This window comes from Parasphingorhabdus sp., from assembly GCF_039939955.1.
GTDB lineage: Bacteria > Pseudomonadota > Alphaproteobacteria > Sphingomonadales > Sphingomonadaceae > Parasphingorhabdus.
Genome location: NZ_JBDVHS010000006.1, coordinates 489,744 through 502,772, shown reverse-complemented (window position 1 = coordinate 502,772; position 13,029 = coordinate 489,744). Strand labels below are relative to the sequence as shown.

Genomic DNA, 13,029 nt, shown 5'->3' with positions numbered 1-13,029 from the left:
TTGGTCTAGCAAGGTTCGATATCCTTCATTTTCTGTCCGTCTGATCCATGACGCTGGAAAAGGCCTTTGTCCACGCTTTCGGTTGTCGTCTAGGGCGCCCGGCGGGCGTAAGAAAAGCCGCCTGAACGGATGCTGACGTAATAAGGTCGGAACCGCGCATGATCGTTTGGTCGATGACCACGCTGGCGGCGCGCAGCTTCTCAACCGTGCTGATGATGACCAGGTCATCATTCAATTTGGCGGGCAATATATATTTCATGGTGAGATCGACCACGGCATAGACGCCTTCTCCGCTGTCATAGGCGGCACCTTGATCCATATCGAGCAGGCGGAGCATATCCGAGCGGGCGCGTTCCATATAGCGAAGATAATTGGCATGATAGACGATGCCGGAAAAATCCGTGTCCTCGAAATAGACCCGGCAGGCGAAATAATGTTTCCCGCTTATAAAGCGTCCATCATGCGGGCGGATGTCGGCGGGGGCTTCCATAGCCTGCATATTAGGGTGATGTCTTCGAACGCGAAAGGGTGAAATGGGCCACAGCGATGCACTGGACGCAAATATGACTCGCTTGGACCGAGACAACTTGCTCCGGATATCCCTGAATTCTTAGGTTTTACCCTGCGGCTTTGAACTTCTCATGGAAGTTTCTTCCGCCATCGGGCGACTATTCGCAGGATTAGTGCCAGTATCAGCAAACCAACTCCGATGATTCCGATATGCTGCAATGATGGATCCTCAAGCCGTCCAGCATAGGTTAGGAGATAGATCAGCCAGATATAGTGGATCCCGAACTTGTGGAGACGGCTCCAATTGGCTCCTAGCTTTTTCATGGACCAATTGTTCGAGGTCAGCGCCATGAGATAGATCATGACGTAGGCTAGGCCGCCTCCTAAAATGGTGACCGCTTCTGGCGGCATTCCTGCGATTGTAAGAAAATAGATCAAGGCAACCAGATGTACGCTGTGCGTCCATGCAAAGGCCAGGCCCCATTGACGCCGTCGGCGAATGAATGTGCGTGTAAGATCACCCGGCCAAATTTTATGGAGGCTGGAAGCGAGATAGGCGATGAGAAATACGGGTAACCCTACGCGCGAAGTCCATCGGGCCGCCAATTGTGCACCTTCAAGATGGTTCGCGCCGATCAGGAACCCCGATGCGACCGCGCCTATGCTTAGCGCCAAGCCCGCCAGCAATGGTAATGCGCGGCTCATGTTGCACAACCGATGCATAGGGCTGCTGCCGGATCAATCTCCAGTCGACGAAAAGCAACGGGATCGCCGCATTCCGCGCACCAGCCATATTCATCTTCGGTCATGCGGATCAGCGCCATTTCTATCCTCGCCAAATCGCTGGTACGGCGGCGCGCTTCGGCTTGCGCCATTTCCTGCTGCTGCATCGCATCCATACGAGAAAGTCGTCCAACGCTTTGCTGGTCGAGTTCGACCGTATCGCTCCAACTGGCACCTTCCTGATCGTGAGCCTTCAGCGCCGCTTGCTGTTCCAGCAATCGCTGCTTGAGGCTGTTGATCTGCGAAGAGGAAAGCGCCTCGGCCAAGACTATTCCGCTTTCCGCGCAAGCAGTTCCAATGCAGCTGCGGTCATGGCCTCGGTCCCCAGAGTCACGGACTCTCTGGGCGCTACTTTGAAGAAGGGCGAATGGTGCGATGGCACGGGTGCACCCCCGGCCTCTTCGCGATCAAAATCGGCTTGCGGAGTTCCACCTACCGAGAAATATACGCCAGGAACGTCGGTATTGGGTTCAACAAAATAGGCAAAATCCTCTGCGCCCATGCCTTCGCGTGGCTGGTTGTCGAAGACATCGTTTCCGAAACGTGCGGTGAAGACCCCTTGAATCCGCTTGGTCAGGGCTGGATCATTATAATTGGCTGGCGTTGATTCATGGGAGACCAGAACTTCTGGTAGTTTGTCTTCCGGCAGGTCATTCATACGGCCAACATTGGTGGCGATGCGCTTGATGCCCGCGAGCAATTTCGCGCGCGTGTCGGCATCGTCAGAGCGAACCGTCAGTTGCATTGTGGCTTTGTCGGAAATGATATTATGCTTGAACCCGCTGTGGAAGGAACCAACGGTTATCACGCCCGGTTTGAGCGGAGCGATTTCCCGGCTGACGATCGTCTGCAGGTTCATGATGATCTGCGCGCCCATAACGATCGGATCCTTGCCCCGATGAGGGGACGCACCATGAGCGCCGACGCCGTGGATGATGATATCAACGCTGTCTGATGAGGAGTAGCTAATCCCTTCGCTCAGCGCCAATTTTCCCGTTGGCGTGTCGGCAGACACATGGAAGGCCATAGCAAAGTCAGGTTTTGGAAAGCGGGAATACAGGCCGTCATCCATCATTAACTTGGCGCCACCGATGCGTTCTTCGGCCGGTTGTGCGATCAGCACCAAAGTACCGGACCATTGGTCTTTCATCGCCGACATCTGGCGTGCGGTACCGATGAGCGAGGTGATATGCACATCATGGCCGCAGGCGTGCATGACCGGCTTTTCCTCGCCGTCGATGCTGACCTGCGTCGCGGTCGACATATAGTCGAGCCCGCTGTCTTCGACCAAGGGCAGCCCATCCATATCCGCACGCAGCATCAGGGTGGGGCCTTCACCATTTTCCATCACGGCAACGACACCTGTGCCGCCGACATTCTCCGTTACAGTGAAGCCCGAGGCACGCCATTGTTTGGCCATGATCCCGGCGGTGCGGGTTTCTTTATAGGAAAGCTCCGGGTTGCGATGAAAATCAAGAAACAGGGCTTCCAAACTATTGTCATAGTCCGCTGCGATGGCCGCCGCCAGATCAGGTGAGGCCAGACTGTTTTGTGCCGTGCCAGGCGTGGCCCAGATCAGAGCGGTTGTCGTCGCCAAAGCCAAAAGATGTTTCATGATTTCCCCCTATATTTATATTTCTATGCAGGGCCAAGGCGAAAAGCGCAAAGCTTGTTGCCTTCGGGATCGCGAAAATAGGCTGCGTAAAATGCCATGGGACCTTCGTCGCCGCGGACACCGGGAGCGCCTTCGTCGCTGCCGCCCAGTTCAAGGCCTTTGTTGTAGAAACCATCGACTTGCGCCCGTTCTTCCATCTGCAGGGCGATCATATTGCCATTGCCTGGCTGCGCGGTTTTTCCATTGTCGGGTTTGGTGATTGCAATAGATGGTGTCGTCATATCGACGCCATAAAGGGTGAAACCATTTTCATCCATTTCCATCAGCCGTTTTGCACCGAGCTCGCCGAGCAGAGCGTCATAATATGCACGCGCTTTGTCGAGATCATTCGTGCCGAGTGTTACATATCCAATCATGGTTTCTCTCCTCAATTTTTGACCGGTATTGCTGCAAAGTTTGTTTTGCAGACACAAATCTTGTTCTGGTCCTGATCACGGAAATAGGCACCGTAGAACATGTCCGGAGCGCGCCAGCCCGGATCGCCCTCATTGGTGGCTCCCTGTGCAAGCGCACGTGCATGATAGGCATCAACCTCTTCGGTCGTGTCACACTGCAATGCGACCATCGTTCCATTGCCATGACAGGCTTCGGCTTCATCATATGGGGATGTGATGCAAAGCAAGGTCTCACCTGGTCCTTTGCCATAAAACTGCCCGCCGGAGGGTGTTTTGAACTGTCGCTTTATCTCGGTTCCTTTGAACAAGGCGTCGTAAAAAGCGAAGGCCCGGTCTTTGTCGTTGGTACCCAGCATGGTGTAGGCGATCATCTACTCTCTCCTGAAAATCTCGTTGTTCGCGATTCGGTTTCGTAGTGAAACTTATCAGCCGTGATATTAGATGCAATAACCTGCGAGGTCATTTTTCTGCCAGCGTAGCGTGGGGCCGGCGATCCAATAAAAAAGGCAGGAACTATAAGCTCCTGCCGTCCTGTTTTTTGCCGCTATAGCTGAATTTATTCAACCGGACAGGAACCGATCCGGTTGCCGCTGCTCTTTGCGGAAATGTTCATTTTTATGCCTGATGCGCCGCCCTCCATATTCATGGTCATGTCATAGCTGCTTGGGCCATATTGGCCATCCATGGCTATGGTCATATCACCGGGTGAACCGCCCATATTGCGACAAGCCATTTCGGATGATACGGCACCGCCGCTCATATCAAATTTTTTGACTTCGCAATTATTCTGCGCCTGTGCTGCAAAAAACTGTGCGCCAGGATTTTCGGCTTCTTCCTCGGTGATGCAGGACTTGGTGGTCGTGACCTGCCCCTTCATGCTGTCCATTATGCTGGCTGGCGTACCTTCTGGCAGCCCATCGATTGCAACATCTACTATTTCGACGGTATTTTCCCATTCACCGGGTTCAAGGGTAACTTCATTCATTTCCTCGATGACTTCTGCCGTCGTGATCTTTCCGTCGCCGTCATGGTCCGCCCCTTTGTCTGAGCAACCGCCCATCAGGCTTAGCGCAGCCACTGAAAATAGTAATTTGTTCACAAAATATTCCCTCTATGTTGAAGCCCCATAGCTATACATAGATTGACAATCGGAAAATGTAAATTTTCTGCAACATCGATCCTTGAGGAAACTCTATTCTGGGGATGACATTGGACCCTTTTTGTTCCATATTATCTCCATGACAGAATTGGTGATCAGAAGAGGTTTGGCGGAACCGGAAACCGGCGACGATTTTGTACCGCACAAGCCCAACCGTCCGGATAAGTCGGAAGGTGGTAAGCGGTTCAAGCTGGTCAGCGATTTTGAACCTGCTGGCGATCAGCCGGCTGCGATCAAGGAACTGGTGGTTGGCATGCGCGAGGACGAGCGTGACCAAGTGCTGCTTGGTGTTACCGGATCCGGTAAGACATTCACCATGGCCAAGATGATAGATGAGTTGCAGCGACCGGCTCTGATATTGGCACCCAATAAAATTTTGGCAGCGCAGCTCTACGGAGAGTTTAAAAACTTCTTTCCGGACAATGCGGTTGAATATTTTGTGTCTTACTATGACTATTATCAGCCGGAAGCTTATGTCGCCCGGTCCGACACCTATATCGAGAAAGAAAGCTCGGTAAACGAAGCGATCGACCGCATGCGGCACAGCGCGACCCGATCGTTGCTCGAACGCGATGATGTCATCATCGTGGCGTCGGTATCTTGCCTCTATGGCATCGGATCGGTGGAAACCTATTCCGCAATGATCTTTGATTTGAAAAAAGATCAAACGGTTGATCAACGAGATATCATCCGCAAGCTGGTGTCGCTGCAATATAAACGGAATGATCAGGCATTCGCGCGGGGCAATTTCCGGGTGCGAGGCGACAATCTGGAGATTTTCCCGTCGCATTACGAGGATATGGCCTGGCGGATCAGTTTTTTTGGGGATGAGATTGAAGAGATTGTCGAATTTGATCCTTTAACCGGCAAGAAGGGCGCGAGCCTGAACCGGGTCCGAATCTATGCCAATTCGCACCATGTTACGCCGGGCCCGACGATGAAGCAGGCGATGGAAGCCATCAAGCTGGAGCTGGGCGTGCGGCTCAAGGAACTGGAAGCCGAAGGCAAGCTTATCGAGCATCAGCGGCTGGAGCAGCGCACCAATTTCGATCTCGAGATGATCGGGGCCACCGGCAGCTGTGCAGGGATCGAGAATTACTCGCGCTTCCTGACCGGACGTCTGCCGGGGGAACCGCCGCCGACCTTGTTCGAATATCTACCGGACAATGCGCTGCTGTTCGTCGATGAAAGCCATCAGACGGTGCCGCAGATCGGCGCTATGTCCAAGGGCGATCACCGCCGTAAGATCAACCTCGCAGAATATGGTTTTCGTTTGCCAAGCTGTATCGACAACAGGCCGTTGCGCTTCAACGAGTGGGACGCCATGCGGCCGCAGACGGTCAGCGTGTCGGCGACGCCGGGCTCCTGGGAATTGGAGCAGACAGGCGGCGTGTTTAGCGAACAGGTCATTCGCCCGACCGGATTGATTGATCCACCTGTTGAGATCAAACCTGTAGAGGATCAGGTCGATGATGTGATCAACGAATGCCGCAAAGTAGCGGAACAGGGCTACCGGACCCTGATCACCACGCTTACCAAGCGGATGGCCGAAGATCTGACCGAATTCATGCACGAAGCTGGGATCAAGGTTCGCTACATGCATAGCGATGTCGAGACGTTGGAACGGATAGAGTTGATCCGCGATTTGCGGCTGGGTGTCTATGATGTGTTGGTCGGCATCAACCTGCTGCGCGAGGGGCTGGATATACCGGAATGTGGTCTCGTGGCGATATTGGATGCCGATAAGGAAGGTTTCCTGCGTAGTGAGACGTCACTGATCCAAACCATCGGCCGCGCCGCGCGGAATGTCGATGGGCGGGTCATTCTTTATGCCGATCGCATGACTGGTTCGATGGAGCGCGCTATCAGCGAGACTGATCGCCGTCGGGAGAAGCAGGTTGAATATAATCTGGAACACGGGATCACTCCACTTTCGATCAAGAAGAATATCGGCGATATCGTCGCCCATGTGGCGTCCAAAGATATGGTCACCGTGCCTATTGATGATGATACAGAACATCTGGTCGGTCATAATCTGCGAGCGCATATCGAAAGCTTGGAAAAACGGATGCGCGATGCTGCGGCTGATCTGGAGTTTGAGGAAGCTGGCCGTCTGCGTGACGAAATCCGCAAGCTAGAGGCGGAAGAACTTGGCTTGCCTGCTGACTTGCAGGTTGCACAACCCAAGGGCAGGGCAACCGAAGGGCGACCCGGAACGCGCAAGGGCAAATATGGCCGCACACAGCGGAAAATGTGATCATTTCGATTGAGGACAGGTCGATTTGGGCCAATAGCTTGGCCATCCCGTTCCGCAAGCCCGAGTAGCGATTTTCGGGCCCTGTACCGATAGGCTACGGGGAACGAATCGATGTCTATTGTAACTATTTGGAAAGTTAGGTGTTTTCGATAACGGTCGAGAACAGCCTTTTTCTGCGCAAATATTGTTATTAAACTTTGTATATTTATTTCAAAAAAACCTAATATTAATTCAATAGGTTGTAATAAAATACACTAGTTTACAAGGCCGTTCATCTTGGGTTCGCTATAGGGCCTCTATACAGATTGCATTGAAAACGACTGGCCCAACAGCAAAGTGCCAGCGCGCTGGTATGAATGTAGCCAGCATCAAAAAACATAAATTTCCCTTCTCCGCAGGTGAATCCTGTTCGGTTGTAGGGGAGGGTTTGACCGGCGGCGCCTTTCGGACAGGGTCGCACGCTGTCGGAACAGAGGCGGGGGGCATATCCGTGTTGTGTATTGGATATGTCTCCCGACCACTCGGAATAGCAATGCGCGATATTTGCTTCGCAATTGGATCTAAGAGAACTTTAGATTGAAGGCTTAACGGGGGGGCTCGTAAGCCATCGTCCTGTTCGTAGATTCATGAACGCAGGACTGGTAGGCGTTTAGAGTTAGTGTGCCAGTCCTGCAATCTTCAGAAAATCTAGGAAGCGTATTTGACCGGACAGCCATAGGGCCGGGATTGGGCAACGCTGACCTTGTCTCCGGATTTGATCTCTTTGAGGGCGGCAAGTACGTGATTGCGAGCAGATTTGATGTCTGCGGGGTTCGCCGTGGGCTTGTCGTCGATTGCGCCCTGGTACACCAATTCTCCAGTGCCATTAATGATATACATATGCGGCGTGGTTTTGGCGCCATAGGCTTTGCCCACTAGGCCTTTTGTATCGAACAGATAGTTGGTCGATTGGATATTCTGAGTGGCGATCAACGTTTTCGCTTCGGTGCCCGTCATATGGCCCTGTTTGCCCTTTGCGCCGCTGTTGATGGTTAGCCAGACCACGCCTTGCTGCCGCGCGGTTTTCTGTGCCGCTTGCATATTGCCGCTGCGATAATGTTTAGCGACAAAGGGGCAGCCAGGGTTATGCCATTCCAGTACAACGGTTTTACCGCGAAATTGTGAGAGCTGGACCGTTTTTCCATTCACATCTGTGAGCTTGAAATCTTGCGCGATCGCTCCGTTTCTTTGGGCCGCGGCAAGTGGGCTTGCAAGCGAGATCGCAGCGATAGACGCTAGAGCTATAGTGGGAAGGTTTCGCATTCATTGTCTCCGATCACTGAAGGATTGAGTAGAGTTTTCGACCTCACGCTGGTCCGTTTACGAGATCGGTCAGTGTCGCCACGGTTAGAAGTTGCGGCAGAATTACCGGATTTTCACCGGGTGCATAATAGAGATAAAGTGGCACGCCAGCGCGGCCATGTTTCTCCAGAAATTTGCTGATTTCAGGATCTGGCCGAGTCCAATCACCCATCAGGACGGTGACTTTAGCCGCTTCGAAAGCGTCGGCGGTTTCGGTGCGTTGAATGGCGGCGGCCTCATTGGCCTTGCAGGTGATGCACCAGTCGGCTGTGAAATAGGCAAAAACCGGTTCGCCCGATGCGCGTAGTTCAGAGAGGCGCGTCTCGCTAAACGGTTCGCTGGGTAACGTAGCAGTCGATGTGTTCGCAAGTTTTTGGCTATTCATGGCTGCGTCGCTGGGGAGGGCAAGAACACCGCCAATGATCGCGGCGGTCATTGCGCCGCTGGTCAACATCCCGCGTGACAGTCCCTTGATCTGTCCGCCACCGAACCACCACAGGATCAAAGCCACAGCGAGGAGGAAGATTAGCGAGAGGCCTAGAGCGTCGGTTCCGATCTGACGGCCCAGCAGCCAGATGAGGCCGATGCTGGTGAGGAACATCGGGATCGCCATCGCTTTGCGGAACCCGTCCAGCCAAGGGCCGGGTTTCGGCAGGCGACTGCGAATGGCTGGTACAAAGGCGATAAGGAGAAACGGCAAAGCAAGGCCGACGCCCAGACCTGCAAAAATCACCAGCGCCGCAATCGGTGGCAAGATGATGGTTGCCCCCAAGGCGGCGGCCATGAACGGACCGGTGCAGGGCGTGGCGACAAAGGCGGCGAGCGCACCGGTCCAAAAGGATCCGGCAGCGCCGTCTTTCTGAGTCAGCTTGTTGCCGAAATTAACATTGGGCAATTCGAATAGGCCTGCGAGGTTCAGACCGATAGCGGTCACCAGTGCGAGTAGGACAAAGATAATCCGGGGATCTTGTAGCTGGAACGCCCAGCCGACCGCTGCTCCGCTGGACCGCAAGCCGAGGAGAACTGCGCCCAGCGCCGTGGCGACCAAAACGACGCCGGCAGTATAGGCCAATGCATCGCGCCGAACGACCGTTTCATCTCCGCCCGCTTTAGCAAGGCTCATGGCTTTCAGGCTGAGTATAGGAAAGACGCAGGGCATTAGGTTGAGCAACAGACCACCCAATAAGGCGCCGCCTAACGCCAGGAAGAGCAACGACGCGCCTGCCTGCTGTGTCGGGCCGTCATCGGCCAGAGGATTGGCTAGGGGTAAGCCCGTCATTGCGACTTCACCTTTGCTGGCCTTAAACAGGAAGCCCATGTCTTTACCGATTTTCAAAATGCCGTTGATTTCTTCTAGTCCATCCCCGCGCGCAGCGGTTTCGAGGATCAGGCGGTCGCCATCGCGATTGAATTTCTGAGCGGCCGCATAGTCGACAATTCCGTCTTCCTTGATGAAGAAATAGGGGGTGCCAACATCGACATCGGCTGGAAGAGGAATCGACAAGCGGAACTGGTCATCGTTGACCGCGAAGCTTGCGTCGCTACCCAATGGTCGGGGCAGGGCATCGCGAAAGCCATTGAAGCGTTCGTTCAGGACGATCGCTGTGTCTTTGTCGACAATTTGCAATGTGATCGACAACTCATCTTGCTCTGGCACGCAAATCTCGTCGGTGCAGGAAAGCCATTCCGACTTTACGGAAATCGGCAAGGGGCCAGGCTGGACCGCGTCCGATAAGGCCAGGTTGACCAAAATCGCATAATCACCCTTGTAGACATAGTTCATGATACTCGAGATCAGTAGCCTATCGGGTACAGGAAATTGCGGTTCTCCAGCGGTCACGCCTGTCGGCAAAGTCCAATCGAAGCTCATGCCAATGCCGGCATCACCGGGGTTTTCCCAATAGCCGTGCCAGGTCGGTTTCGGCTCCATGACAAAGGCGAGCGTAACGCTTTGCCCGGCTTTTACCTGTTGCGATTCGGCCATCAATGTGGCCGGTACATTTAATTCCGTATTGCCGAGCTGGTTCTGGGCCTCCGCCGTCGGGGCGAGAGCCAGCGCCACAAAGGCCAATATTATCGTGAATATACGAAAATCAAATGTCATAGAAACTCACTATTTCCTGTTTTGATGCATTTAGGCTATTGGCCGATCGCTTTCTATAGCTGCTTTCATCAGTGAGGACCATTCGTGCAAAAATCGACCATAGTTACAGCCCTGACGGCGTTTATCACATTTTCTGGTACCGCAAATGCCGAAGATCACAAAGATGCAGAAATAGCCAAACCAAAATTGGTTGTCGCCATTTCCGTTGACCAGCTGTCGGCCGATTTGTTCAGCGAATATCGTAGCAACTTCACCGGCGGCCTGAAACGCTTGGCGAGCGGCGTGGTATTCCCCTCTGGCTATCAATCCCATGCCGCCACGGAGACGTGTCCGGGCCATGCGACGATCATGACCGGTGTGCACTCTGGACGCGCCGGGATTATCGCAAATAACTGGATTGATCTGTCGATCAAGCGCGAAGATAAAACGGTCTATTGCGCCGAAGATGAACGTATTGAAGGCACCAGCTTTGGCGATATCACGGCCCCCATGCAGGACGATTATGTCGCCTCGGCATGGCATTTACTGGTGCCCACGCTGGGCGAGCGGTTGAAGATGATATCGCCGGAGTCCCGCAATGTCGCAGTGGCTGGTAAAGACCGCTCTGCTTTGATGATGGGCGGCAAGGGCGTTGATGATATCTATTGGTGGAAAGGTATCGGCTTTACCACTTTCCCGGACCGGAAGACATTGCCATCAATGGCTGCGCTGAACGAGAATATCGCGGAGAAAATCAATCGTGCCCGTCCCGCTTATGCCGCACCTGCCCATTGTACGGCGCGTAGCAGCAAAATCGTCCACGGCGATGGACAGTCCGTTGGTGATTATGCCTTCCAGCGTCCAGACGGTGCAGCGCGGATTTTCCGTCTGTCTCCTGATTTTGACAGTTCGGTGATATCAGCGGCAACGGCGCTGTTGAATGACCTGAAACTAGGGCAGCGTGAAGCAACCGACGTGTTGTCGATCGGGCTGTCTGCGACCGATTACATTGGTCATGCCTTCGGCACCGAAGGCCTCGAAATGTGCATTCAGATGGGCGCGCTGGATCGATCACTTGGCGATTTTTTTGATCTATTGGATGGCGAAGGCATTGACTATGTCGTGATGCTAACGGCCGATCATGGTGGTCTCGATCTGCCGGAACGGATGAGCATTCAGGGTGTTCCGGCCGCACAGCGGGTTGATGCCGATCTCAACGCAAAAACCATTGGCAAGAAAGTGGCCGAGGCTTTGCAAATCTCTGACGGGAAACCGGTTCTCTATGCGGATGCACCATTTGGCGACTATTATATCAGCCTGGACCTGTCCGAAGAACAGCGGGCGCAAGTGAAAGACCGTGCCATGTCGTTCATTGCCGCTCATGCTCAGGTAGAAGCGGTGCTCGACCATGATGATCTTGCAGAGATGGCGATGCCGCGCGGTGCTCCGGAAGAATGGACGCTGGCCGAGCGCGCCCGCGCATCTTTCCATGCGGACCGGTCCGGCGACTTTATCGTTCTACTTAAAAAGGCGGTCACTCCGATTGCTTCAACCGCGCGCGGCTATGTGGCAACCCACGGCAGTCCATGGGACTATGACCGCCGCGTTCCGATCCTGTTTTGGCGAGAAGGCATGCAGCATTTTGAGCAGCCGTTGTCCGTGATGACCGTCGATATTGCGCCAACTTTGGCGTCGCTTATCGGCGTGGAAATTCCGGCGGACGAAATAGACGGTAAATGTCTGGATATCGACGGTGGTTGGGCGAATAGCTGCGAATAAGCTAGAGGTTTTAGCGCCGCTGATAGCGGGTCAAACCGGGGCCTAGGCTGTTGTTGGCAATGCGCAGTTGATCGCCGCTCCAGTCGGCAACAAACCAAGTGTAGCGTTTTATACCTTCGGCGAGCGACGCGCTGTTGGAATGAATGTTGAGGCCTGTCGAACTATGGTCTCTGTCTTCGGCGGCTACAGCGATGAAGGCGCTCCAATTTTCCTTATTCTCGCCTTGCACAAAGACATTGCCGCTAATCACCCCGGTAGCACCGGCTGGCAGGTCGATCATGTAGTTGGTCGTGCGCCCTTGCGTATCGTCAAAACTATTGTTGTTGATGGTCGCGCGGGGTGCCCGGCTTTTGACATAATGCCCGCCACTGCCCTTTTCGAAACGGCTATTGGTAACCTTGAGCGAACCGAAATAACCAATATAGATGCTATGCGCGCAGGACAGGCCACGGTCGCAGCGGCCCAAGCGTTGGAAGGTTGATCGATCGATTACGATCTCGGCGCTGGGATCATTGGCGCTCAATATACCTTGCTCGGCGTTCCGGAACATCGCGTTATAGACATAGAGATCGCCCCGTTCGATCCGGATGCCCGCTCCATTGCCATCGACCACCCGTTGATTCTGGAATATGATTCCGTCGATGGTGGCTGCTTTGCCGCGCAAGACGAGGCTCGCTTTCCCTTCACAGATACCGCCGTCCAGAATTGTTTGTCCGGGGACCGACGCCTTGTAGGTTATGCGGCCCGCCGACTGGACCGCACAATCGCGATAGGCGCCGGGCGCGATGACAATCGTCGCATTGTTACCGCCAATGGCGTCAACTGCATCCGATAGCTGTTGATAGGTCTCTCCGGTTTCCATCACCGTGAAGGGGGCATCTTCCTGTGCTTTTACAGCGGTACCGGCAATAGATATCGATATGATCGCGGCGGCCAATGGCGTGTTGAAGTTCATATCGATCATCCTGAATTACGAGAAGAGCCCCGTTTCAATACCGCTTGCGGCGATATCAAACAATGTAAAAACTTAGGCTGTCCCAGATGAAT

General features: G+C 53.9%; 12 protein-coding genes. 2 read left to right on the top strand and 10 right to left on the bottom strand.

All coding sequences use genetic code 11. The annotated features are described in order from the left end of the window. Window positions 1–25: 25 nt before the first annotated feature. From ABJG22_RS13490 to ABJG22_RS13460, 7 genes are all read right to left on the bottom strand, one after another. Complete coding sequence (locus ABJG22_RS13490) at window positions 26–490, bottom strand: YbgC/FadM family acyl-CoA thioesterase (protein ID WP_348020925.1); 465 nt, start codon at window positions 488–490, stop codon at window positions 26–28. A 149-nt stretch (window positions 491–639) separates the two neighbouring features. Next, a complete protein-coding gene (locus ABJG22_RS13485; RefSeq protein ID WP_348020788.1) occupies window positions 640–1,215 on the bottom strand; it encodes a hypothetical protein in 576 nt (191 codons plus the stop codon). Continuing rightward, complete coding sequence (locus ABJG22_RS13480) at window positions 1,212–1,559, bottom strand: TraR/DksA C4-type zinc finger protein (protein ID WP_348020787.1); 348 nt, start codon at window positions 1,557–1,559, stop codon at window positions 1,212–1,214. Before ABJG22_RS13480 ends, ABJG22_RS13485 begins: the two co-directional genes overlap by 4 nt. A 2-nt stretch (window positions 1,560–1,561) precedes the next feature. Then, window positions 1,562–2,908, bottom strand: coding sequence for an amidohydrolase (locus ABJG22_RS13475; protein ID WP_348020786.1), 1,347 nt, complete (start codon window positions 2,906–2,908; stop codon window positions 1,562–1,564). A 23-nt stretch (window positions 2,909–2,931) separates the two neighbouring features. Then, window positions 2,932–3,324 (bottom strand): VOC family protein, encoded by a 393-nt coding sequence (locus ABJG22_RS13470; protein WP_348020785.1) that lies wholly within the window; start codon window positions 3,322–3,324, stop codon window positions 2,932–2,934. A gap of 11 nt (window positions 3,325–3,335) precedes the next feature. Continuing rightward, a complete protein-coding gene (locus tag ABJG22_RS13465; protein WP_348020784.1) occupies window positions 3,336–3,734 on the bottom strand; it encodes a VOC family protein in 399 nt (132 codons plus the stop codon). 185 nt (window positions 3,735–3,919) lie between these two features. Next, entirely contained in the window at window positions 3,920–4,462 is a 543-nt protein-coding gene (locus tag ABJG22_RS13460) for a DUF3617 domain-containing protein (protein ID WP_348020783.1), read from the bottom strand. Window positions 4,463–4,601: 139 nt separating this feature from the next. Between ABJG22_RS13460 and uvrB the strand changes: the two genes are divergently transcribed. After that, window positions 4,602–6,779, top strand: a complete 2,178-nt coding sequence (uvrB, locus tag ABJG22_RS13455; protein ID WP_348020782.1) for an excinuclease ABC subunit UvrB — start codon at window positions 4,602–4,604, stop codon at window positions 6,777–6,779. 687 nt (window positions 6,780–7,466) lie between these two features. On the opposite strand, the gene ABJG22_RS13450 is transcribed toward uvrB, so the two are convergent. Beyond that, a complete protein-coding gene (locus ABJG22_RS13450) occupies window positions 7,467–8,081 on the bottom strand; it encodes a redoxin domain-containing protein (RefSeq protein WP_348020781.1) in 615 nt (204 codons plus the stop codon). A 43-nt stretch (window positions 8,082–8,124) separates the two neighbouring features. Continuing rightward, complete coding sequence (locus ABJG22_RS13445) at window positions 8,125–10,224, bottom strand: protein-disulfide reductase DsbD domain-containing protein (protein WP_348020780.1); 2,100 nt, start codon at window positions 10,222–10,224, stop codon at window positions 8,125–8,127. A gap of 84 nt (window positions 10,225–10,308) precedes the next feature. On the opposite strand from ABJG22_RS13445, the gene ABJG22_RS13440 reads away from it, so the two are divergent. Further along, the gene (locus ABJG22_RS13440; RefSeq protein WP_348020779.1) at window positions 10,309–11,982 is read left to right on the top strand and encodes an alkaline phosphatase family protein; all 1,674 of its coding nucleotides are present in this window, start codon (window positions 10,309–10,311) and stop codon (window positions 11,980–11,982) included. A 10-nt stretch (window positions 11,983–11,992) separates the two neighbouring features. On the opposite strand, the gene ABJG22_RS13435 is transcribed toward ABJG22_RS13440, so the two are convergent. Then, window positions 11,993–12,946, bottom strand: a complete 954-nt coding sequence (locus tag ABJG22_RS13435; RefSeq protein WP_348020778.1) for a right-handed parallel beta-helix repeat-containing protein — start codon at window positions 12,944–12,946, stop codon at window positions 11,993–11,995. Window positions 12,947–13,029 lie beyond the last annotated feature (83 nt).